Below are 22,326 nucleotides of genomic sequence, written 5' to 3'. Positions count from 1 at the left end.
CACAAACACCGTACCCCTGTCCCCCACAAAAGCACGGCATCCGCCCCCATTTCACACTCTCCCCCAAAGCCCCTAAAGGCACAATATCTTGCGCTATCATGCCACTCACGCATCTTCGAGCCTCACACTTATTTATCTCTCCCCCCTACCTCTGCCCCCCAGCATAAAATCTCAAGTTTCACACCCCTTATCCATAAAACCATGCCCCCACGTAACCATCGCAGAATTTTTGAAAGCATCATCCACTTTGATACACGCCCTGACATATCATTCACCAAAGTAGCGCCCTTCCAAAACGACATCTCCCATAATCCACTTCCGCCTAATATTTTTCGATATGACAAGCTTCAGTTGTCGAAGGCTCACGCTTCCGGATAACACTTCTCCGGTTCGGTATTTTTTGGCTTCACTGGTACAATCTCGATCCGTGAAACTGCTTTGACATCTCCCCCAGCTTCCCCAGTCACCTGAAGAGGCAAAACTTTTGCCAGCAGCGAAAAAAAAGGCACGGGATTATTCAAAGCATGATATTGAAGATAAGACACCAATCCATCCTCACCATACTGAAATCCAGCCTGCTCCGCGGCGGTCAGAAGGGCTTCATTAAATCGCTTTGTTGTTTTATTCAAAGACCCTTTTTTCCGTCCTCTTCGACGTAAGGGAAGACAACGTTCCTCAGCCATCATCATATTCCTTCCAATAAAGAACAACCAATCCCATGCCATGAAAAAATGACATGAAAATCAGCAACAAAACCTCAAAAACAATTAACACTTAAAAAAAATGAGACCACCCCCTAAAAGACAAAAGCTCATATAAAGCCTAAATTCTCCGCTTCATTTTTACAGATTCACGCTTTTACGATTTTACATCTTTACAGAAGGAAACCAAACGAAATTTTCAAAACACCCCACCATTCGATAAACAAGAGTCTGTAAACAATCCAACTTGTTATCGCATACCTTGCACTTGAGAAAACACCTTTCACCACCCCTCAAAGGATGATGTTTCATGGAAACTTAAGAGCAAGAACTGTTCTCTCCACTTCTTGCCTTTTTACACTCTCCATCCGCTATTTCTCTCACCCCATTTATGCCACTATGCCACGCTGAAAGTCCGAATTTTCCGCTTCATTTTACGAATTCACATTTTCACGCTTTCACGTTTTTACAGAAGGCAGCCAAACAAAACATTGAAACCACCACACGCCGCTTTGTAAACAACCGTCTATAAAAAACCAACTTCTCTTAAAGCTAGTTCCTCGGCTAATTATTTTATATTGGTTGTCACCATCCCTCAAACGAGTCTGCTTCACCAGACACAATAGATAAATCCACCCCTAAAATATTCACCACACTTTAAAAAAAAAGCATCTTATAATTTATATTTCTATCCCTTTAACGGTATATTCTTGCTCTAGCGGACCATTATCACCACACCTCAAACGATAATGTTTTACAGTATAACCGCATAGCAAATATTTTAATTTTTCTTGCCAATCTTCTGAAATTACTTTATCACTCAAAAGGTGCTTTGGTCGTCTACGCAGCGATCAATAGGGAGTTGAAGCCTGAAAAGCCTAATACATGAATTTATCCCGCTTTGCGGGTATCCCGGAATTCCGGGAGCTTTTGCACTGTCCAAGTGTGTCAACGCACTAAAAGCAAAAGGCTGATTAGGCTCAGTACTTTCAACCTCCCGGAATACTCATTCGAGGGCGCTCGCAACCGGAGGAGGCTTGTGGTGCAAACTAAAAATTCACATTTCAACGACATTTCTATAGGCAAAAGAATTCGTCATATCCTTGCCTCTAATGCCCTCTTCTTCCCCCTCAAATGACAATATTTTACGGCATAAAGAAAATAATGATATAATTTTTAAGATACAAAAAATGCTCTTATTTTCCAGATCTTTTAATTTTTCTTGCCAATCTTCTGAAACTACTTTATCACTCAAAAGGTGCTTTGGTCGTCTACGCAACGATCAATAGGGAGTTGAAGCCCGAAAACTCAAACGTTAATTTACCCCACTTTGTGGGTATCCCGGAGTTCCGGGAGTTTTTGCTATGTCCAAGTGCGATAAGCACTAAAAGCAAAAAGCTGATTTGAGTTCAGTGCTTTCAACCTCCCGGAATACTCATGCGAGGGCGCTCGCAACCGGAGGGGGTTTGGAGTGCAAACTAAAAATTCACATTTCAACGATATTTCTATAGGCAAAAGAATTCGTCATAGACGAATTTCAATGGGGCTTTCTCAAAAGGAATTAGGAAGCCATTTAGGTGTCAGTTTTCAACAAATCCAAAAATATGAAAAAGGTTTAAATCGTGTAAGTGCAGGACGTTTACAAGAAATTGCCAACAGACTGGAAGTTCCTATTACCTTCTTTTATGCGGATATTTCAAAAAAAGAAGATCTCCCCACAAAAGAAAATGCTCTACACCGTGATCAAAACACCACCAGCAAACAAGATATCACCAGCGAAAAAGAACAGTCCCTTTTGAGAAATTTTAGAGAACTGAAACCGAAAAAGCAGAAGGCAATTTTGTGGTTGATTTCAGATTAAGTCCAACAACATCAATCAACTGAGGCAAAAGAGCACTCAAACGCTCTCTCCCGATACTTTCCTGCATGCTTCAAGCTTTCGATATCGAATATCAGCATTCCCCAAACACTGGTATTTTATTGGCATAATAGGATACCATCCCACTTCAAACAATAAGACCTTATGGCATCCTAGAGCAAGAAACATCAAAATCTTGGAAAGACACTCGATTATTTCCACCCCATCGTCTTCTCCATAGATCTCATTTAAAGATACAATTCCGATTGTGTCATTATGATACCTTTTTACATTGACCTTGTCAAGTTTTTATATCATTCTTTCTCGTGATCATCTTCCTCATGCAGCCATAACGCCCAAAATATAAAGCACAAAATAAAACATCATTATGTTGGACATACACACGTTTTTGAAAAAAACATCTCTTACTGCTTTCCCCATTTTACAACAACACGCTGCAAGAATAATGCTCAATGCCCTGTGATCATAAAAACCAACCTCTCCCCCTCTTCACATTGTTTCCCCTCTTTTATCCCTTCCTCTAACGCATTCACATCCATTTCCGCACTCTCTTCTCCATTCCTCCCTCCTCTCGTCAACGCACCAACAAATGCCTCCTTTTCACCCCAACTTTCTTCCTTCATTCACAAGCTTTTTCCCCGCCATTTCTCTCCTCCCCTTCCACGCCATAACAAAAGCCTAAAACACCCCCAAAGCCGTATAACGCATAAATTGTCCACTTCCTTAACTTCCTCTTTCTTTTTCTACAGATCCACATTTTCACGCTTTCACGTTTTTACAGAACACAGCCAAACAAAACATTGAAACCACCACTCGCCGCCTTGTAAACAACCGTCTATAAAAAAACCAGCTTCTCTTAAAGCTAGTTCTCCCTGCTAATTATTTTATATGGTTGTCACCCCCTCAAACGAAGCTGCTTCACCAGATACAACAGATAAGCCCAGCTCCCAAATATTCACCACACTTTTTCACAAAAAGCACCTTATAAATTTATATGCTATCCCTTTAACGGTATATTCTTGCTCTAGCGAACCATTATCACCACACCTCAAATGACAATGTTTTACAGTATAACCGCATAGCAAATCTTTTAATTTTTCTTGCCAATCTTCTGAAATTACTTTATCACTCAAAAGATACTTTGGTCGGTTACGCAACGATCAATAGGGATTTGAAAACCCGAAGACTTGACACATAAATTTATCCCGCTTTGCGGGTATCCCGGAATTCCGGGAGATTTTGCTATGTCCAGGTGCACTCTAGCACTAAAAGCAAAAAGCTGAGTCAAGTCAGTGTTTTCAAACTCCCGGAATACTCATGCGAGGGCGCTCGCAATCGGAGGGGGTTTGAAGTGCAAACTAAAAATTCACATTTCAACGACATTTCAATAGGTAAAAGAATTCGTCATAAACGCATTTCAATGGGGCTTTCTCAAAAAGAATTAGGCAACCATTTAGGAGTGAGTTTCCAACAAATCCAGAAATATGAAAAAGGCTTAAATCGTGTAAGCGCAGGACGTTTACAAGAAATTGCCAACAGACTGCAAGTTCCCATTACCTTTTTTTACGCGAATATTTCAAAAAAAGAAGATCTTCCCACAAAAGAAAATCTCTCACACCATGATCAAGCAACCTATAGCGAAAAAGAACACACACTTTTGAGAAATTTTAGAGAACTTAAAGCGAAAAAGCAGAAGGCAATCTTGTGGCTAATTTCAGATTAAACAAAAGTGCAGCAATCAAAATTATTCATCCATAGAGCCAATATCCTTAAAATATAAGCTTCAGATCACACCCTTCCAAAAACAACATTTCATGGAAGTTTACAAGCAAGCTCTCTCTCCTCACACCATCCTTCGCACATCTCTTCGCATGACCGTCTCTTGGACACACCGTCCTCCACCCTGTTCATACTCGCTCTTTCCATCTGCTATTCCCCACACACTCTTCTCTTCTGTCACCGCCCTTAACAACACGCTTCATCCCAATTTTTCATTTCATGTGCAAACTTTTCCCCCGCCATTTCTCTCCACCTCCTTCACCCCATTCCACGCCATAGCAAAAACCTAAAACACCCCCAAAGCCGTATAACGCATAAATTTTCTACTTCCTTAACTTCCTCTTTCTTTTTTACGGATACACATTTTTATGCTTTTACATTTTTACAGAACATAGCTCAATGAAACATCCCAGCTAGCATCTCACATTGTTCTGTTAAAAGTTCACACTGCTCTGTCAAGCATCCAACATCTTTGCAGCAGATTTCTCTTACCCCACCACTCATGCCGATCAGCGCCTCTCAGAGCGCCACAAACAACGGTGTTTTTATGGTATAAGAGGATGATCACCACCCTCTATAGCATAAATTTCCCCCACCTATGTTTCCGGTAAAAACGCTAATCGATCACCTTGTTTTGTCACTGTCACCGCTGTGTCGTCTTGTATTTCTCCAAACAAGATTTTTTCTGCGAGAGGGTCTTGAATTTCCTTTTGGATAATACGTTTAAGCGGGCGTGCCCCATAAAGGGGATCATAACCTTTATCAGCAAGGAATTGTCGTACTTCTGGTTTGATATGCAAAGTTATGTTGCGTTCATTAAGCAAATTTTGCAAATGTTGTATCTGAATATCAACGATAGCCTCCATATCCTTGCGTTGCAGGCGCTGAAAGAGAATAATCTCATCGATACGGTTTAAAAACTCAGGACGGAAAGCAGCTTTTACCACATTCATAACATCGTCTTTTGCTTGATCAACTGTTTGTCCTTCAGGCAAAGCGGTTAAGAACTCAGCACCAAGATTTGAGGTCATAATCAACAAAGTATTCCGAAAATCGACCGTTCTTCCCTGACTATCCGTCAAGCGCCCTTCATCCAACACTTGCAACAACAGATTAAAGATATCAGGATGAGCCTTTTCAATTTCGTCGAATAAAATGACCTGATAAGGTCTTCTTCGCACGGCTTCGGTAAGCACGCCTCCTTCTTCATATCCGACATATCCGGGCGGCGCCCCAATCAAACGGGCGCCTGCGTGTTTTTCCATATATTCCGACATATCAATACGCAACATGGCATTGGGATCTTGAAAAAGAAAAGCGGCCAGAGCTTTGGTTAATTCGGTTTTTCCCACACCGGTAGGTCCTAAGAACATAAAAGACCCAAGCGGACGATTGGGGTCTTGCAAACCGGCACGCGCACGCCGTACGGCACGCGCCACAGCTTGAACGGCTTCTCCTTGTCCCACGACACGGGTTGCAATTTCATCTTCCATGCGCAAGAGCGCCTCACGTTCTGCTTCGAGCATACGTTCCATAGGAATTCCAGTCCAGCGCGACACAATCCGTGCAACATGCTCAGCAGTCACGGTTTCTTCGACGAGATGGCTTTGTTGGTCATCATTTTCCGCTAAAGTCAATTGTTTTTCGAGTTCAGGAATGACGCTATAAGCCAGTTCTCCAGCTTTTTGGAATTGTCCATTACGCTGTGCAATAGCCAAAGCATTTCGTGCTTCTTCGAGTTGTTTTTTCAAATCAGCGGCATGCCCTAATTTTTGTTTTTCGGCTTGCCACGCCGTTGTCATTTCAGCAGACTGTTGTTCCAATGTCTCCAGTTCGGTTTGCACATTTTTCAAACGTTCTTTTGCTGTTGGCTCAACATCTGTTTTCAAAGCTTCCCGTTCGATTTTCAACTGTAAGATTCGCCGATCAAGGGCGTCGAGTTCTTCTGGTTTTGAATCGACTTGCATACGCAAGCGTGCAGCAGCTTCATCGATCAGATCAATCGCTTTATCCGGCAAGAAACGATCCGTAATATAACGTGAAGAGAGCTTTGCGGCTGCGATCAAAGCACTATCTGCCAAACGCACTTTGTGGTGTTGTTCGTATTTTTCTTTAATACCGCGCAAGATAGAGATGGTATCTTCCAAAGAGGGCTCTGGAACAAAGACTGGTTGAAAGCGGCGAGCCAGAGCAGCATCTTTTTCGACATATTTTCGATATTCATCAAGGGTTGTCGCGCCTACACAATGGAGTTCTCCACGTGCCAGAGCAGGTTTTAGCAAGTTGGAAGCATCCATAGGACCATCGGATTTTCCTGCTCCCACGAGATTGTGCAATTCATCAATAAAGAGGATAATTTGTCCATTTTCGGCTTGCACTTCAGCCAACACCGCTTTGAGACGTTCTTCGAATTCACCGCGATATTTTGCCCCCGCGATAAGCGCTCCCATATCGAGCGCATAGAGTTGTTTATCGCGCAAAGTTTCCGGCACATCGCCATTGACAATACGCAGCGCCAACCCTTCCACAATGGCAGTTTTGCCAACCCCAGGTTCCCCAATCAGCACAGGATTATTTTTTGTCCGCCGCGAGAGCACTTGAATGGTCCGTCGAATTTCTTCTTCCCGCCCGATCACAGGGTCGAGTTTTCCCTCCCGTGCATCTTTTGTGAGATCACGGGCATATTTTTGTAAGGCCTCATATTGTCCTTCGGCATGGGGGCTTGAGGCTGTTTTTCCTTTCCGCAGCGCATTAATTGTCCGATTAAGCGCTTGTGGTGTCAACCCAGCCTTTGTGAGAATATCGGCTGTTTTTGCGGATTTTTCCATAAGAAGCGCTTGCAATATGCGCTCCACAGTCACAAATTGATCCCCAGCTTTTTGCGCGAGTTCTTCAGCAAGTGCGAAGACTTTTGCCACCGGCTGCGAGAGATAGAGTTGTCCATTTCCCCCCTGCACTTTTGGCAAAGCCTCGAGAGCTTCTTTTAGCGTTTTTTGAATAAGCGTAAGATCCCCGCCAGCCTTTTGAATAAGCGATGCTGCCAATCCTTGGGAATCGTCTAACAACACTTTGAGGAAATGCTCCGGCATAAATTGCTGATGATCAGAAGCAAGAGCGTTATTTTGCGCGGATTGTAAAAACCCTTGCACGCGTTCGCTATATTTTTCTAGGTTCATTTTTTTCCTTTCTTGTGCAGCCTTTTGGTGCACCTTTTATCCCCACCACAGCCCTTTTTTCTTCCTCAATAGGTGTTTTTCACCTCATTACGACCCAAAGCTTATCTCCCCGATAAATTATCTCCCCTATAAAATAGCGAAAATGATAATGATGAAGGAACCATCGTGTTAAAATGAATATGGGTTTTACTCCCAACGAGTGCAAGAGCAAAAACATCAAAGAAAAAACAAGAACAAGAAACGGGTGCAAACAACATAATAGAACCTAAAAAAAGCACTAAGGTTTCAGGTCTCCCCAAATGATCTTATTCCCAAAATGACCTCATTCCCCAAACGATCTTATTCCTTGTGACAAATCACAATTTTTTATCCCCTACAACATTCAGGAGAGCGCATTAAAGAAAAAACATAGAGGATTGATGTTCATTCTGCTCTAAATGCTGCCTTTTTTGAACGTCTCCCCATATAAAATCTCCTTCAAGCAAAAAACTTTCCAATAAAACGACGCTTTTATCTTTATACGCCCTCTCACACTCTCAAACCACCGATCAACGAAATTCTTTTGCAGAAACCAACTTTTATAAAAGGAACAAGCCAGTCTCAACCTGTTGTCAAGGTTACCGCTCTTGGCTCATAAAGAGTTTTCTAATCTCCCCACGCCTTCAAAAAATTTTACACCCAACAGCAATCCATACGCCTTCAAAAAGCAGTATTATCCTAAAAGACAAAACTTCCCACACCACTGTGTAAACAAAGATCTATAAACGACAGCCTCACTTTTTGCCCCGTATCCCCACCTCCAGAAATCCCCCCTCATACGATGCCCTCACACCAACTCTTTGAGCCTCTCTTCCCCACACTTTTTGTTGCCTCTTCACGCTTAAATACAAAAAGCAAACCGACCATCCGCATATTGCCAACATGATGCGTCTTTACAAAGTAAGAATTTTCTAATCTCCCCATAGCTCAAACGACAGCATTTCACAGAAGTTTACGAACAAATCCCTTTACCCTCACGCATTCCATGTCCATCCCTTTCCCATCAACACACTCTCGTCTCCCCTCTTCCTCTCAACGTATCTCTCCATTCGCAAACTCGCTCTCCCCTCTCTTCATCCACCATTCTTCTCTCCTCTAGCCATCCCCTCCTTTTCCTCTCACTTTCCTCTCCATTCGCAAACTCGTTCTCTCCTCTCTTCATCCTCCATTCTTCTTTCCTCTAGCCACCCCCCTCTTCCTCTCAACGTATCCCTCCATTCGCAAACGCTTCTCCGCAATCCTCTCACCCCATCCCACGCCATGACAGAAAACACGTATAAGGCATAAATCCTTTATTTCACTTTTACAGTTTTACGCTTTTACATTTTTACAGAACGAAGCCCAATGCAACCTCCACCCCACCACCAAACAATCTTCTTAAAAAAAATCCCTCTAACCGCTTCCTAACATTCAGTTTTCCCACCCCAAAAGCGCTCTCCTCCCAAAATCTCTTTCAAGCTCATGCCTTTTTCATCAATCCTTTCCCCTCAACTCAAACATCCAGAGCTTTCCTGACTTCTCCAAATTTCTCTTTAAAAGCCGAGCATCCTTGAGATTACTGCAACGCCTTCCCCTTAAGCCTTCCCTCAATATGCGAACTCTTCTCCCCTCTCTCTTCATCCTCCATTCCTCATCCCCTCTAGCCAACACCCCCACTTCTTCTCCCACTTTCCCCCTCGATTCACAAGCTCGTTTTCCCCAATCCTCTCACCCTATCCCACACCATGACAAAACACACACACGAGGCATAAATCCCCCACCTCATTTTACAGATTCACATTTTTACGCTTTTACATTTTTACAGAACGAAGCCCAATGAAATTCCCACCCCACGCTGCTTCGTAAACAAGGCTACCAGCTTCTTACCCTCCCCCTACAGAACAAAGCCTCCTTCTACGGACTTCAACCCATCTCAAACGAAACTGTTTCATCAGATGCAACAAGAAAAGACAGCCTCAATATTCATCACCCACTCTTACAAAAAAGCGCTTAAATTGATATGCTTGAAGTTCCCTCAACGACATATCCCTGCTCTCATAAACCCTTCTCACTCCCTATTTATGGCATAACACAATAAAGAAGGTTTTCATTTTTCTTGCCAATCTTCTGAAATTCCTTTACAAATTGAGACATGTTTTTGATCGTCCACGCAACGGTCAAATAGGGATAGTAAACCCGAACGCTCAGTACATAAATTTATCCCGCTTTGCGGGTATCCCGGAATTCCGGGAGATTTTGCTATGTCCAGGTGCTTTCTAGCACTAAAAGCAAAAAGCTGATTAAGCTCAGTACTTTTAGACTCCCGGAATACCAACGCGAAAGTGCCCGCAACCGGAAACGGCACAACAAAATAAAAACGTTTTGATTTTTCTTGCCAATCTTCTGAAATTACTTTACAAATTGAGACATGTTTTTGATCGTCCACGCAACGATCAAGAGGGAAAACAAGCCCTTAAACCCTAGCGTAGAAATGAACCCACTGTTGTGGGTATCCCGGAATTCCGGGAGTTTTTGCTATGTCCAAGTGCTTTTCAGCACTAAAAGCAAAAAGCTGACTAGGGTTCAGTACTTGTTACTCCCGGAATACCAATGCGAGGGCGCTCGCAACCGGAGGGGGGCTTGAAGTGCAAACCAAAAATCCACATTTTCCAACTAAAAATCCACATTTTATTGACATTTCAATAGGTAAAAGAATTCGTTATAAACGCATTTCAATGGGACTTTCCCAAAAGGAATTGGGAAGCCATTTAGGTGTTAGTTTCCAACAAATCCAAAAATACGAAAAAGGCACCAATCGTGTCAGTGCAAAATGTTTGCTGGAAATCGCTAAAAAACTGCAAGTTCCCATAAGCTTTTTTTATGCCGATCTTTTAACCGCCAATCTTGCCACAAAAGAAGATCTTATCTCAGGAGATAATCCCTCACACCGTGATCAAAACATCTACAGCAAAAAAGAATATTTGCTTTTAAAAAACTTTAGAGAACTCCAACCGAAAAAACAAAAGGCAATCTTGTGGTTGCTTTCTGATTAAGCAAAAGCGCCCTCAAAGGTTCTATTTGTCAATATCCCCGCCTAAAATTTCCGATGCCTGCTATCACCAGCCCCCAAACAATGATATTTTACGGCATAGCAGGACATCGCAAAACCTCAAACGATAATGTTTTTACAGCCTCATAGAGGAACAAACATCAAAGTCTTGGGAGAAATACTTCACCATTCCCACCGGAGTTTTATCTCGATGGGTCTATAGTTTTACTTCTTAAGTAGATTTTTCTTCCAAAACGTCTTTATTATCTATTCCTTTTAGATAAACCACCACAGGATTTTATCTATTATAAGTACGTATATAATAACGTGTTACTCCCGCCTCATCATAAGAGACAGTCGACAGAATACCTATATCTATTAGCGTTATTTGATAAGTCAACTGAACACCATTTGATTGTTTATTGGGTTGATCTGTATAGATCACGCAATATCCATTGCGTTGCAATAGATCGATAAATAAAGGCGTAAAATTATCTTCTACTTTACTTTTTTTCACAATAAATGTTGTTTTAGCTGGTGGGAAAGAGTATTTCAGATTTCGAACAAAATCATGAGCAATTAATTCTATATCAGCCTGCGTAATATGTCGATCAACATAACTTGATGAATAATTCATAGACACGCAACCCGCCACCAACATAAGCGGTAACGGTAATAAATATTTCAACATCTTACCCCCCCTATCTCATTGTATTTTTTCCTGAAAAGCTCCTACATCAAAAATAAGAGCAATCTTGCTGAAGAATGATGTTAACAATGTATCAGTTTGCAATCAAGTGATTGTAAATCAATTTTTCACGCGATTAAAAAACGATCATCATTTCTGATAACACCCAAAACTGGATGCTTAACATACAAAACACATGGTAAGTATAGAGTATACATATTCTATATGGCACTTATTGTCTTGATATTCTGACTGAATATAAGATTTAAGACGGACTTATCCGTAAGGAAGTTCATCTATTGGAGGATTTTCCCAGCAGCTAAAATGGTATCTCCCCATAATATTGAAATTATCACGTGGAGGAATCGTCATGATTGTTTGAATGTTTAGGTTTTTACAAGTCATTTGGATTGCGATTTTTCCTCACGCTTACCTCAACACGTAAAGCTCACCTAACCTCCACCATAGGACTGCCCCTTCATCAACACAATAACCAGACTTGATTAAAGCCTCATTTCCTCAGCAGCCCCCATTTCCCAACACGCAATCTCCCTCCAATCCCAAACCAAAAGGCTCAGACATTTCCTTAGCTTCATCACCCATCCGCTAAAACTCAAGTTTTTTTTCAATCTAGCAGGCAAAGTATCCTCACTCAGCTTCCCCGCTAGAACACGACCTGCCTCTCTTCAGCGTTCATACAAAAAAGCCCTCTCAGCATTTTCTCCTCAAGAGACATGCCCCTTTATTCTTCTTCATCGCTTACCTGTGTCGGGGGTGGAAGGATATAAGCACCCGAAAGCCAGCGATTAAGATCAACAGCACGGCATCGTGTAGAACAAAAAGGATAAGAAGATTTTTGTGACATTTGACCACAAATAGGACAAGGATGCGGTGGACGATCCTCTTTTGGCAAATTGGGTTCTTTTTGCTCAGAGAACTTCCTTTGACTTTGAGAGGTCTGTGTTTTTTCCTCTTTCATTAAATTTTCTTCTGTTTCTCTTTTTTCATTTTGCCTTATTTCATTCCCGCTTTGTACTTTTTGGTGCTTTTCACCTTGCATGGATTTTGCCTTAAAATTTCTCTAGGGCGTTTCTTCCACCCAATGGGAATAAAGTGGATAGTGATAAGCGGTTAACAGATCAACCGTTTCAGCCAAAGGCAATCCCACAACATTAGAATAAGAGCCGGCGATATAGACCACAAAAGCCCCTGCTTTTCCTTGGATAGCGTAGCCACCTGCTTTCCCTTCCCATTCTCCTGAAGCAAGGTAAGCCTTCATCATAGAAGAGGTTAAGCGTCTAAAGCGGACACGACTTTCAACCAATTTTACGGTTATTTTTCCCTGTTCATTCAAAGCACAAATGGCGCCATAAACCTTGTGTGCGCGTCCAGAAAGGAAGCGTAAACATTCATAAGCCTCCTCCTCGCCTTCCGGTTTGGGAAGAATAGTACGCCCAACAGCCACCACCGTATCAGCGGCTAAGATAATCATTTTCTGCGCGGACAGCCCTTCTTGACCATTTTGCAATTCTTCTTGGGTCTTCTGAGTGTACCAGAGCAAAGTTTCTTGTGCCTTCAGCGCTTTTTCCTTTGCCAAACGTTTGGCAAGGTTTGCAGGATGTTCTTTTAATTTTGGTGTTTCATCAATATCGCTTGCATAAACCTGCTGAGGATCAATGCCTATTTGTGCCAGAAGCGCTAAACGCCGTGGTGAAGCGGAGGCAAGCACCAAATGAATTTCTTCCCCGAGATTTTCTGCCACTTGTTTTTTCCTCCACTCTTTTATATTTTTCATTTCCACCCCTTGCAAATCGGCTTTTCTCGTACCCTATTTTAAGCGCCCCTTTTTAAACGCTTCCTTTCAAGCGCTATTGATCTCCTTATTCTTTTTCCGCACTGATTTTACACCCTTTCAAGGTGATTTTAAACATTGCATTTTGTCTCACACATCGATAAACACCCTAAAGGTCTGTTCAAAATAACAGAAAGAATATTGTGAATTTGACAAAAAAGCACAAACCTTCCATGAGGCTATTTATAACGGTATGTAATGCGTCCTTTTGTCAAATCATAAGGGGTCATTTCGACCATGATTTTATCGCCAGCCAACACCCGAATACGATTTTTTCGCATTCTTCCAGCGGTATGGGCAATAATTTCATGATCATTTTCCAGTTTCACACGAAACATCGCATTAGGTAAGAGTTCAGTAACGATACCAGAAAATTCTAAAACTTCTTCTTTTGACATAAACAATCATTTCCTTTACAGTGCATATATTTTGTTAAGCTGTGCGTTATTTTTCAGCGTTCATATCCTATTTTCTCAAATTTGTGAATAAAAATTCAACAAAAAGAGAAAGGTTTTTCAAGTTTGCTCTCTTCTGTTCTTAAAAAAACTCACTCTCCATTTTGAGAATGACAACTTTATCCACTCCAATTTTACCTGCCTATTTCTTCCACTTTTTATTATAATCTTGGTTTTTGTTATGATCTTGATTTCAGAGTGATAGAAATTATACTCAATTTCCTAAATTTTTCTCTCCACACCTGCCAACATCCTCCCTTTCCCAGCCCCCGTCGCCCCCCACACACTTAACATCGCTCTTCACCCCAACGTATCTTTCATTCACAGGCTTTCTCCTCCAGCTCGCCCTCTTCATCTCAGCTTACCCTTTCATTCACAAGACTTGTTCTCCCAAATTCTTCTCCCCCCATTCCACACCATGCCACAAGCCCAACACGCGTACCCCCCCACAACGCATAAAGCTTCCATCCCCTAAACTTCTTCTTTTTTACAGATTCACATTTTTACGATTTTACGTCTTTACAGAATAAAACCCAATGAAACTTTCCACCTCACACTACTCTGTAAACAAAGCTCTACACCCCAGCCTCTTGCCCTTCCCCCTACAGAATAAAGCTTTTCTCCTCCATTCTCAGGCTCTTTTCCTCTCTCCCTCCCTTTCATTGCCTATCCCCTCCTGCCAACCACACCGCTTCTTCCTCCCACTTCCCCTCGATTCACAAGACTTGTTCCCCAAATTCTTCTCCTCCCAGTCCTTTCAGAAAATTCCACACCATGGCACAAACCCAACACGCTTGCCCCCAAACCTCCACAACACATAAAGCTTCCACACCCTAAACGTCTTCTTCTTTTTTACAGATCCGCGTTTTTACGATTTTACGTCTTTACAGAAATTAACAAACAAAATTTCCAAACCACCACCAAACAATCTTCTTAAAAAATTCCTCCAAAGAACAAAACTTCCCACCCCACACCGTTCTTACAAACAATGCTCTCCCTCCTCCCCAAAAAACTTCTTATCCACCCCATATCTCCACCATCAAAACCCCATCCCCTCAAAGGGCTGTGTTACAAAAGGCTTGATAAGCCCTACAATACACTCTCACAAAAAAACACCGCAATGGGTAAAAGCTATATAACTAATATCAACTTCAAAGAGCGATGTTTTAAGGCATAATAGGATAATAAATGAACCGTCTTAGAAAAAGAAACAGCATGGGGATATCAAAGAGATTAATGATCATCCTCTACTGTCGTGTTAAGAGGTGTCAACGCTTTATTTTTCTTAATTTTTATAATGCTAATCATTCCAGTGAAAACAATGAGTGCAGACATCGTTAAAAAAGAACTCATTAATCCCACGAGTGCAAAAAGTCCAGCAATAAAGCCAGATAGGGCTTCAGCAGAATTCGCTAAAGTTGAAAAAGTTCCAAAACTCTTACCAAAATCTTCACGACGAGAATATAATTGAATAGCTGAGACTAAACTAATATCCACAAATGCACCAATTAATCCTAAAAGAAAGGCGATCCCTAAAATTAGTTTTAAATAACACATTGAAATTAAAGGCATAATAAACAGAACACCCCCATAAAGAAGCCAAAAGACCATGAGCTTTAGTGATGTAATCTTGGATATAGTTTTATGATAGAACAGACCACCGATAATCGTTCCAACAGCCATGAGAGAAAAAAGTGAACTCACAAGGCTTTCTTCTCCTCCAAAGGAAAGAACAAAAGCTGGAATTAAAAAATCTTAAAATTGCACCCGTAAAGAGAATAGCAAACGACGATCCAACGAGTATAATAAATAGATGTTTATTTTCAGTCGAAATATATTGAAGATAGGAAGCAGTTTCTCGATAAATTTTTATAAAATTGAATGGTTTATTCTCGCTTGAATCTAAATGCACGAGATTAAATAACACGATAATAGATATAAGATAGGTAAAAAAATCAAAAATAAGAACAGCTGATTTATTGGCGAACAGCAGCAATAGGGAACAAACTAAAGGGCCGATTACGGATGCTGTTTCCTCTATAATTTGTGCAATGCTATTTGCCTTTGTCAGATCCTTTTTTGGAAACATTTTCGGGATAGCCGCTTGAAAACTTGGTTGAAAAATACTTCTTCCTATTGTTGTACCTATTGCTGCAAAAATAAGAACAATAATATGAGCAGTCCCTGTTATAGTGGTTATCAAAACGAATAATGAGGCAAATAGTCTCACCAATTCACTTAAGATCATATTTTTCTTCAGAGAAAAATTATCTGCTAACCAACCGCCGATAGGTCCAAAAAAGAGAAAAGGAATAAAGCGAAAAAAATACACAAGACCTGTAAAAAAGGCGTTATCCGTTAATTCTAAGACCAGTAAAATAAAAACAACTTCATAAGCATAGTCGCCAACTTTAGAAATAAAAAGAGAAGAAAAAAGAGAGAATGGACTCTTTTTTAAAAATAAATTCATCTCAACCACCCGATATTAAACTTTTTGACAGTTAAATTTCCACGCCCGCTTTCATAAAATTGGTGATATGAACTTCAAAGGAACGCTCAATCAGGGGGCAAAAATACCCCCGCCTAAAGTTTCGCATCGCAAATATCACTAATATCACACAGCTCAAAGAGCGGTGTTGCCTATATAGGATAAAATACGTGTTTCATTGATAAGCCCCTCATACAGAAGAAATAATGGACAAAGAACTTTTCACCAACATCCTAATCCCCAATAAACAGCATAATCCAACCACGCCAGAAAGAAGGAATAACTTACCACCCGAAGAAGTATGACTTAAAACAAAGGCTCCCACAAACGGCGCCACCAACATCGCTAAATTTTGTACAGACTGTACCCATCCGGAAGCAATGCCAATTTGTTCATTGAAATGGGTTACCAGATAAATGTTAGAAGAAATGAAAAAGCACGCACTGACCATTCCAATAAGGAAAAAACAAAGCAACAAAGTCTCAATATGAAGTAAATCAAAGTAAAAAAAGCACACTGAGATAATGACAAAACAAACCATTGTTGACATGGCTGGCATTAACAATTCCGATATTTTTCCTGTAAGGGGGTTATGCTTTGATTTTTTCACACGCCAAAACCCATAGAGAAAATTACCAATCGCTGAAGCAGATACCAGCATTCCAAGAGTCTGTTTATTCATTTTCATTGTGCTGAGAATAACGGGCAACTGATTATTCACCATAAAGACCATGGCAAAATAAATGAATATCACCCCCACATAGGCATACCAAGCTGTCCCATAAAGCCTCTGCTGTGCTTGCGTGATATTCGCTTTTTTTATTCCTAGCGACGAGACACGTTGTGCACCAATACAACAAAACACAATAAAGCCTAGGAATGTCAAAAATCCCGAAAATAATAAAGTATAGGTATCTGATAAAAGGACAGACAGAGCACTCCCCAAAGCGGGTCCGATCATCTTTGCTGCGCTATTGATCATGTTAAGCACAGAATAATAATGGTTGCGTTCTTTTTTGGGAACAGAATTTGCACTGAGAACAGAAATTGCTGGAAGAGCAATACTATTGAATGTTGCTCGCATGACTGCCACTATAATAAATCCTTGCAGACTCGTAGCCATTAATAAAACGACAGTACACAGTGCCCGTAACAGCAGTGATACCCGCAACCAATGGATCATATAATGGCTACTTACCAGCATTCCAATTGGCTTAGACAGAACGATTCCCGGTAATAAGGTTACCGCTCCAATCAAAGCGACATCATATTGATCAGCTTTCCAGTAAAACACAGATAGGGTCAAAATCACGATATAATCAATCCAGCCCCCAAATGACACTAAGCCATTACCCAATAAAAGCATAAACAAGCGATTTTTGGTTGTTGCATTTACTTGCGCCAAAATACTACTCCTGCTTTTTCATCAGCAGAGCTGATGAGATTAAGGCTTCTTTTTTGCCCCCTAAAAGCATCAAGAATTTTTTGCGCCCTAAAGGCATCAAGGAGCTTTTTGCAGCTTAGCAATTGATCATCATCAATGATAACAAAATCAGCCGAGTCCCTTACAGTGCACAGCAGCAAAGCAGTTATAATGATTTTATTCATGAACTCCCCCCCTCTATTTTTCAGTTTTGAAAGTTTAAGCACAATTTAAAAATTCTGCAACGCTATAGATCTTTCACACTCAACAATGCCAGAGGAAGTCATGCTGCCACAAATACACTGTCTCCACAATTAAGATACCAAAGTGGATAAATCCGCTATAAATATTTGAATAGTTTAATATATTTTCTTTGTAAGATTCCCCGCTATTTTGCTATCTCCTGTAAATGAACAGCCTTCTATTATATCTTCCTTACCCTTTTTGCCATATATACTTGAAGGTCCCTCAACGGCATATCCTTGCCTCTCATAAACCATGCTCACCCCACTTCAAACACCCCTATTTACGGTATAACCAAATAGAAATATTTTCATTTTTCTTGCCAATCTTCTGAAAGTCCTTTATTGATGGGTCCGTGTTTTTGATCGTCCACGCAACGGTCAAATAGGGAGTTGAAAACCCGAAAACTCGTACATGAATTTGCCCCGCTTTGCTGGTATCCCGGAATTCCGGGAGTTTTTGCTATGTCCAAGTGCGCTCTAGCACTAAAAGCAAAAAAGCTGATTCGAGTTCAGTATTTTCAACCTCCCGGAATACCAATGCGAGGGCGCTCGCAACCGGAGGGGGTGCGAAGTGCCAACTAAAAATCCACACTTTATTGATATTTCTATAGGTAAAAGAATTCGTCAAAGACGCATTTCAATGGGGCTTTCTCAAAAGGAATTAGGAAACCATTTAGGTGTCAGCTTCCAACAAATCCAAAAATATGAAAAAGGCGCCAACCTTGTCAGCGCAAAATGTTTGTTAGAAATCGCTATAAGCTTTTTTTATGCGGATCTTCTAGCCGCTGATCTTGCCACAAAAGAAGACCTTGTCTCACAAGAAAGTCTCCCAAACCATGATCAAGAAACCTATAGCGAAAAAGAACATGTCCTTTTGAAAAACTTCAGAGAACTCAAACCCAAAAAACAAAAGGCAATCTTATGGTTGATCTCTGAGAGATAAGAAACACACCTTTCATTTTTCTTGCCAATCTTCTGAAATTCCTTTATCACTTATAAGATATTTTGATCGTCTACGCACCGATCAAGAGGGATTAAAGGTCCTAAATCCGAGCGTAAAAATGAACCCGCTTTGCGGATATCCCGGAATTCCGGGAGATTTTGCTATGTCCAGGTGCGCTCAGCACTAAAAGCAAAAAGCTGACTCGGATTCAGTACCTTTAACTCCCGGAATACCAATGCGAGGGCGCTCGCAACCGGAGGGGGTGCGAAGTGCCAACTAAAAATCCACACTTTATTGATATTTCTATAGGTAAAAGAATTCGTCAAAGACGCATTTCAATGGGGCTTTCTCAAAAGGAATTAGGAAACCATTTAGGTGTCAGCTTCCAACAAATCCAAAAATATGAAAAAAGCGCCAACCGTGTCAGCGCAAAATGTTTGTTAGAAATCGCTAAAAAATTAGAAATCCCTATAAGCTTTTTTTATGCGAATCTTTTAGCCGCTGATCTTGCCACAAAAGAAGACCTTGTCTCACAAGAAAGTCTCCCAAACCATGATCAAGAAACCTATAGCGAAAAAGAACATGTCCTTTTGAAAAACTTCAGAGAACTCAAACCCAAAAAACAAAAGGCAATCTTATGGTTGATCTCTGATTAGGCAAAAGTGTGCCTTGACAACTTTTTAAAGAATCTTTCCCTCCATGCGGCGCTTTTATAACGGACAAAAATCTATTGACTGGATTCTCCTTTAAGAAAGTTGGACATGGGAAAATTTTTTTGATTTTCTCCTTCAACCTCGACAACGATAAATTGTTCTTCTATGTCAAAGTTTTTTCATAGGAAGCATCATCACCAAACGCGCATCCTTTTCTAAAAAGGAGCTTCACACTGAAAGGAAAAATCTTTAAAAAAAACGATTAAAAAAAAAGGCTTGCCTCTCATAAACAAACCTCTCCAGAAAATTATTGAGATAATTTCCAGAATTTCAAATTTCCCCTCTCGAAGCATCTAAGATACTTCAGAAGCACCAAAATGAATATAATAACTCATCTATCACAAAGTTTAAAAAAATCAAGAACAAAAAATTTTTATAGTTAATGCGCCTTTTAGAAACAGTTTTTCTTCCCCTCCCCACTGCACGACAAGACAGTCCAACGGCTCAACAACGGCCCCTATACGAATCCTTCAAACTCGCTGAAAAGAATGCGAGCTTCAAAAAAACGACAATCCACGTCTTTCTTTAAAAAAGATCAATCGCAAATACGCATAAAAGCCCCCCTCTTGATAAATTGCCTTGAGAAGATCAAAAATCTTTACAAACCATCGACTCAATAAAAAAGAAGCGGACTTCTTAACATGTCCGCCTCTTTAATAGTAAAATTATAATGAGGAATAATTAAAAAATTCAAGAATCTGAAGGGAACCAATTCGATAACAATTCATAGCGTACAGGATCATCAGCGCATTGTCCGCCACCGCATTCTAGTATGGTAGAAAGCAAATTTGCCGCAATTAAAAATACAAATAAGAAACTTGCCGTTTTACTCAAGATTGGAAAAGGAGAAAATTCTTTAAATTTGTGAGCCAATTCGCCTAAGATCATGACGAACGCAACAGCAAAGATACAAAGAACAGAAATAATGAAAGCCCAAGTATAAAAATGCAATCCAAAGAACGTTGAACCATATCCCAGATCATCAGGTGTGATATGCAAAAATACCTGACGCGCAGCCACAGCGCTGGTTACCATACAGCCGATAATAACCATACCATAATGGGTATTTTTCACCTTATGGTGAATATTGAGTAAGAAGCCACAACCAGCCAGCATCAATCCAACGCGTTGCAACAAACAAAGGGGACAAGGCAACTCAAATTTTACCAATTGATAATAAAAAGCGACCACCAAGACAATGGACAATCCAATCAGTCCTAGCGTATTCATCAATATGACGAAATGAGGATTTTTTTGTTCAACATTTTCCATGGCTATTCTCTCAAAAAGATAAATTCAAAGTAGAAGTTGCGTGATGATTAAACGTCAGAAGAATAACAACGAATAAGAGAGCCCACAAAGCATAACTTATATTTTTTTTGCCATACACCGTTGTTATTGCAGTGCCTAAAGCGATTAAAAATGGGAAAAACATGACTTTCAAATCTCCTTTCTTAAATATTCCGATGGTTTAACTGTTATTTCTGAATTATGAGGATTCACCATATTAAAAAATTGGGCAAAAAAGAGACCATGAATTTATTTTTCACAATTCATCCTTCACTTTAATATTATCGTTATATTTATGGTATTGTGGTTACATTTCTGTGAAGAAATGATGAAAAACCTCATCACCTAAAAACGCCTCTGAGAAAAAGTACTAAAGCGTTGATTTTTCTCGTTCTTTATCTCAGCAATCATTAAAGAATCTCTTTTCCCCCCTACCTAAACAGCAAAATAAGAAGCCTTTGAAATAAAAGATATCCCTCTGTTATTTTTTCTCAAAAACACCCTTATTTGCAACGCACTTTTGCCATAAAATCTCTTTTTTATTTTCAATAGTGTTTCAAATTGCACCATACCTTACCATATATGGTAACAGTATTTATTTTAGCAATAAAAACTGAGACATTTTCTGACCACCTTAATATTTATCCAGAATATATTTCCAGCATGTATTTTTTTCTTTTTTCTTGAAAAGAAACAACACTTTCACTGTTTAACCTTCCCATCGGTCAAAATTTTAATACGACGACTCAAAGGATAGAGCTTCATGAGCTTTAAGGATGTATTTTTCAGCTGCCGTATCGCCCTTAAAATTTATCCCTTTCCATCTTATTTTAAAAAAACTATTTTTCTGCCAGAGATTGGCTTTGCAAAGAGCTTATAAAACTCTTAAAAAATGCTGATAAGGAATCGCCTTGAATCTTTGAAAAGGATTGAGAATGACAAAAGAAACGTGTGATGTTGGGATTTTAATGGGGAGCCAATCGGATTGGCAAACGATGTGCCATAGTGCCGATATTTTAAGGGATCTTGGCATTTCTCATAGTTCGCATATTGTCTCAGCCCACCGAACCCCTGAACGTCTTTACCAATTTGCAAAAGAAGCAAAAGAAGCAGGTTTTAAAATTTTAATTGCCGGCGCTGGGGGTGCTGCGCATCTTCCAGGTATGCTTGCAGCGCTTACGCCACTTCCTGTTTTTGGTGTTCCCGTGCCTTCACACGCTCTTTCTGGTCAAGATTCTTTACTTTCAATCGTGCAAATGCCAGCAGGAATACCGGTTGGCACGTTAGCCATTGGCAAAGCAGGCGCCATTAATGCCGCCCTTTTAGCCGCAGCGGTTATGGCCGTTTACGATCATGATCTCGCCCAACGATTAGCAGATTGGCGTCATCAACAAACAGCCAATGTTGCCTTGGCGCCTATAACGGAGGTTTAAAATGACACCGTCTTCCACCACGCCCGCGCTATCCACCACCTCATCATCCAATGATATCGCGCCCTCTCATATGCTTCCTCTAGGCAGCGTCATTGGTTTAATTGGTGCTGGGCAACTGGCACGCATGCTCGCCATAGCAGCAGAATTAGGATTTCGAACAGCAACAAACAACCAATATCGCCCTCACGCCTATA

The 22,326-nt window shown here is 40.6% G+C and carries 22 protein-coding genes and 2 pseudogenes; 7 read left to right on the top strand and 17 right to left on the bottom strand.

The genetic code is table 11. The features are described from left to right. Window positions 1-128: 128 nt before the first annotated feature. From B5V81_RS07700 to B5V81_RS07685, 4 genes are all read right to left on the bottom strand, one after another. Window positions 129-302, bottom strand: a complete 174-nt coding sequence (locus B5V81_RS07700) for a hypothetical protein (protein ID WP_212112949.1) — start codon at window positions 300-302, stop codon at window positions 129-131. Window positions 303-362: 60 nt separating this feature from the next. Further along, a complete protein-coding gene (locus B5V81_RS07695) occupies window positions 363-683 on the bottom strand; it encodes a hypothetical protein (protein ID WP_212112948.1) in 321 nt (106 codons plus the stop codon). A 698-nt stretch (window positions 684-1,381) separates the two neighbouring features. Further along, window positions 1,382-1,525: a hypothetical protein gene (locus B5V81_RS07690; RefSeq protein WP_212112947.1), complete on the bottom strand. Its 144-nt coding sequence runs from the start codon at window positions 1,523-1,525 to the stop codon at window positions 1,382-1,384. 233 nt (window positions 1,526-1,758) lie between these two features. Next, window positions 1,759-1,956 (bottom strand): hypothetical protein, encoded by a 198-nt coding sequence (locus tag B5V81_RS07685; protein ID WP_212112946.1) that lies wholly within the window; start codon window positions 1,954-1,956, stop codon window positions 1,759-1,761. Window positions 1,957-2,172: 216 nt separating this feature from the next. On the opposite strand from B5V81_RS07685, the gene B5V81_RS07680 reads away from it, so the two are divergent. Continuing rightward, window positions 2,173-2,562, top strand: a complete 390-nt coding sequence (locus tag B5V81_RS07680) for a helix-turn-helix domain-containing protein (RefSeq protein ID WP_212112945.1) — start codon at window positions 2,173-2,175, stop codon at window positions 2,560-2,562. A gap of 467 nt (window positions 2,563-3,029) precedes the next feature. On the opposite strand, the gene B5V81_RS07675 is transcribed toward B5V81_RS07680, so the two are convergent. Then, complete coding sequence (locus B5V81_RS07675) at window positions 3,030-3,203, bottom strand: hypothetical protein (protein ID WP_212112944.1); 174 nt, start codon at window positions 3,201-3,203, stop codon at window positions 3,030-3,032. Between the two features lie 728 nt (window positions 3,204-3,931). On the opposite strand from B5V81_RS07675, the gene B5V81_RS07670 reads away from it, so the two are divergent. Next, window positions 3,932-4,303: a helix-turn-helix domain-containing protein gene (locus tag B5V81_RS07670; protein WP_212112943.1), complete on the top strand. Its 372-nt coding sequence runs from the start codon at window positions 3,932-3,934 to the stop codon at window positions 4,301-4,303. 652 nt (window positions 4,304-4,955) lie between these two features. Here the strand turns inward: B5V81_RS07670 and clpB are convergent. Both clpB and B5V81_RS07660 read right to left on the bottom strand, forming a co-directional pair. After that, complete coding sequence (gene clpB, locus B5V81_RS07665; protein WP_212112942.1) at window positions 4,956-7,535, bottom strand: ATP-dependent chaperone ClpB; 2,580 nt, start codon at window positions 7,533-7,535, stop codon at window positions 4,956-4,958. A gap of 2,125 nt (window positions 7,536-9,660) precedes the next feature. Beyond that, window positions 9,661-9,999, bottom strand: a complete 339-nt coding sequence (locus B5V81_RS07660; RefSeq protein WP_212112941.1) for a hypothetical protein — start codon at window positions 9,997-9,999, stop codon at window positions 9,661-9,663. Between the two features lie 199 nt (window positions 10,000-10,198). On the opposite strand from B5V81_RS07660, the gene B5V81_RS07655 reads away from it, so the two are divergent. Further along, complete coding sequence (locus B5V81_RS07655) at window positions 10,199-10,606, top strand: helix-turn-helix domain-containing protein (protein ID WP_212112940.1); 408 nt, start codon at window positions 10,199-10,201, stop codon at window positions 10,604-10,606. A 294-nt stretch (window positions 10,607-10,900) separates the two neighbouring features. Here the strand turns inward: B5V81_RS07655 and B5V81_RS07650 are convergent, their stop codons facing one another. The 8 genes and pseudogenes from B5V81_RS07650 to B5V81_RS07615 all read right to left on the bottom strand — a co-directional run bounded on the left by B5V81_RS07650 (window position 10,901) and on the right by B5V81_RS07615 (window position 17,693). Then, window positions 10,901-11,293 carry a conjugal transfer lipoprotein TrbH gene (locus tag B5V81_RS07650; RefSeq protein ID WP_212112939.1) on the bottom strand — a complete coding sequence of 131 codons (393 nt, stop codon included), beginning with the start codon at window positions 11,291-11,293 and terminating at the stop codon, window positions 10,901-10,903. Window positions 11,294-12,032: 739 nt separating this feature from the next. Beyond that, window positions 12,033-12,350, bottom strand: a complete 318-nt coding sequence (gene yacG / locus B5V81_RS07645; RefSeq protein WP_212112938.1) for a DNA gyrase inhibitor YacG — start codon at window positions 12,348-12,350, stop codon at window positions 12,033-12,035. Between the two features lie 21 nt (window positions 12,351-12,371). Further along, window positions 12,372-13,085 carry a Maf family nucleotide pyrophosphatase gene (locus tag B5V81_RS07640; protein WP_212112937.1) on the bottom strand — a complete coding sequence of 238 codons (714 nt, stop codon included), beginning with the start codon at window positions 13,083-13,085 and terminating at the stop codon, window positions 12,372-12,374. Window positions 13,086-13,321: 236 nt separating this feature from the next. Then, on the bottom strand, window positions 13,322-13,540 hold the full coding sequence (gene infA / locus B5V81_RS07635; protein WP_004857577.1) for a translation initiation factor IF-1: 219 nt from the start codon (window positions 13,538-13,540) through the stop codon (window positions 13,322-13,324). A 576-nt stretch (window positions 13,541-14,116) separates the two neighbouring features. Further along, window positions 14,117-14,260, bottom strand: a complete 144-nt coding sequence (locus B5V81_RS07630) for a hypothetical protein (RefSeq protein ID WP_212112936.1) — start codon at window positions 14,258-14,260, stop codon at window positions 14,117-14,119. Window positions 14,261-14,830: 570 nt separating this feature from the next. Continuing rightward, window positions 14,831-16,067, bottom strand: a pseudogene (locus B5V81_RS07625) (MFS transporter). Between the two features lie 208 nt (window positions 16,068-16,275). Next, on the bottom strand, window positions 16,276-17,490 hold the full coding sequence (locus B5V81_RS07620; RefSeq protein WP_212112935.1) for an MFS transporter: 1,215 nt from the start codon (window positions 17,488-17,490) through the stop codon (window positions 16,276-16,278). Continuing rightward, window positions 17,478-17,693, bottom strand: coding sequence for a hypothetical protein (locus B5V81_RS07615; protein ID WP_212112934.1), 216 nt, complete (start codon window positions 17,691-17,693; stop codon window positions 17,478-17,480). The genes B5V81_RS07620 and B5V81_RS07615 overlap by 13 nt, the downstream gene beginning before the upstream one ends. A 631-nt stretch (window positions 17,694-18,324) precedes the next feature. Here B5V81_RS07615 and B5V81_RS07610 point away from each other — a divergent pair. Both B5V81_RS07610 and B5V81_RS07605 read left to right on the top strand, forming a co-directional pair. Further along, on the top strand, window positions 18,325-18,696 hold the full coding sequence (locus B5V81_RS07610) for a helix-turn-helix domain-containing protein (RefSeq protein ID WP_212112933.1): 372 nt from the start codon (window positions 18,325-18,327) through the stop codon (window positions 18,694-18,696). A 269-nt stretch (window positions 18,697-18,965) separates the two neighbouring features. After that, complete coding sequence (locus B5V81_RS07605) at window positions 18,966-19,352, top strand: helix-turn-helix domain-containing protein (protein WP_212112932.1); 387 nt, start codon at window positions 18,966-18,968, stop codon at window positions 19,350-19,352. A 747-nt stretch (window positions 19,353-20,099) separates the two neighbouring features. On the opposite strand, the gene B5V81_RS07600 is transcribed toward B5V81_RS07605, so the two are convergent. Both B5V81_RS07600 and B5V81_RS08965 read right to left on the bottom strand, forming a co-directional pair. Further along, complete coding sequence (locus B5V81_RS07600) at window positions 20,100-20,681, bottom strand: disulfide bond formation protein B (RefSeq protein WP_212112931.1); 582 nt, start codon at window positions 20,679-20,681, stop codon at window positions 20,100-20,102. Window positions 20,682-20,691: 10 nt separating this feature from the next. Continuing rightward, window positions 20,692-20,844: a DUF5993 family protein gene (locus B5V81_RS08965; RefSeq protein ID WP_244979446.1), complete on the bottom strand. Its 153-nt coding sequence runs from the start codon at window positions 20,842-20,844 to the stop codon at window positions 20,692-20,694. Between the two features lie 790 nt (window positions 20,845-21,634). On the opposite strand from B5V81_RS08965, the gene purE reads away from it, so the two are divergent. Continuing rightward, window positions 21,635-22,132, top strand: coding sequence for a 5-(carboxyamino)imidazole ribonucleotide mutase (gene purE / locus B5V81_RS07595; protein WP_212112930.1), 498 nt, complete (start codon window positions 21,635-21,637; stop codon window positions 22,130-22,132). A gap of 1 nt (window position 22,133) precedes the next feature. Next, a pseudogene (locus B5V81_RS07590) lies at window positions 22,134-22,292 on the top strand (5-(carboxyamino)imidazole ribonucleotide synthase); the annotation flags it as partial. Between the last annotated feature and the right edge of the window lie 34 nt (window positions 22,293-22,326).

The sequence above is a fragment of the Bartonella queenslandensis genome, assembly GCF_018155095.1.
Lineage (GTDB): Bacteria > Pseudomonadota > Alphaproteobacteria > Rhizobiales > Rhizobiaceae > Bartonella > Bartonella queenslandensis_B.
Note: the sequence above shows the minus strand (reverse complement) of the source record. Positions and strands in the feature narration are given on the sequence as shown.

Bases quoted from the DNA above. Each gene is read 5' to 3' on its own strand.
- clpB (WP_212112942.1), bottom strand. From the start codon at position 7,535: ATGAACCTAGAAAAATATAGCGAACGCGTGCAAGGGTTTTTACAATCC.
- infA (WP_004857577.1), bottom strand. From the start codon at position 13,540: ATGTCAAAAGAAGAAGTTTTAGAATTTTCTGGTATCGTTACTGAACTC.
- purE (WP_212112930.1), top strand. From the start codon at position 21,635: ATGACAAAAGAAACGTGTGATGTTGGGATTTTAATGGGGAGCCAATCG.
- B5V81_RS08965 (WP_244979446.1), bottom strand. From the start codon at position 20,844: ATGTTTTTCCCATTTTTAATCGCTTTAGGCACTGCAATAACAACGGTG.
- B5V81_RS07640 (WP_212112937.1), bottom strand. From the start codon at position 13,085: ATGAAAAATATAAAAGAGTGGAGGAAAAAACAAGTGGCAGAAAATCTC.
- B5V81_RS07600 (WP_212112931.1), bottom strand. From the start codon at position 20,681: ATGGAAAATGTTGAACAAAAAAATCCTCATTTCGTCATATTGATGAAT.
- B5V81_RS07700 (WP_212112949.1), bottom strand. From the start codon at position 302: ATGTCGTTTTGGAAGGGCGCTACTTTGGTGAATGATATGTCAGGGCGT.
- B5V81_RS07675 (WP_212112944.1), bottom strand. From the start codon at position 3,203: ATGAAGGAAGAAAGTTGGGGTGAAAAGGAGGCATTTGTTGGTGCGTTG.
- B5V81_RS07695 (WP_212112948.1), bottom strand. From the start codon at position 683: ATGGCTGAGGAACGTTGTCTTCCCTTACGTCGAAGAGGACGGAAAAAA.
- B5V81_RS07650 (WP_212112939.1), bottom strand. From the start codon at position 11,293: ATGTTGAAATATTTATTACCGTTACCGCTTATGTTGGTGGCGGGTTGC.
- B5V81_RS07615 (WP_212112934.1), bottom strand. From the start codon at position 17,693: ATGAATAAAATCATTATAACTGCTTTGCTGCTGTGCACTGTAAGGGAC.
- B5V81_RS07630 (WP_212112936.1), bottom strand. From the start codon at position 14,260: ATGAAAGGGAGGGAGAGAGGAAAAGAGCCTGAGAATGGAGGAGAAAAG.
- yacG (WP_212112938.1), bottom strand. From the start codon at position 12,350: ATGCAAGGTGAAAAGCACCAAAAAGTACAAAGCGGGAATGAAATAAGG.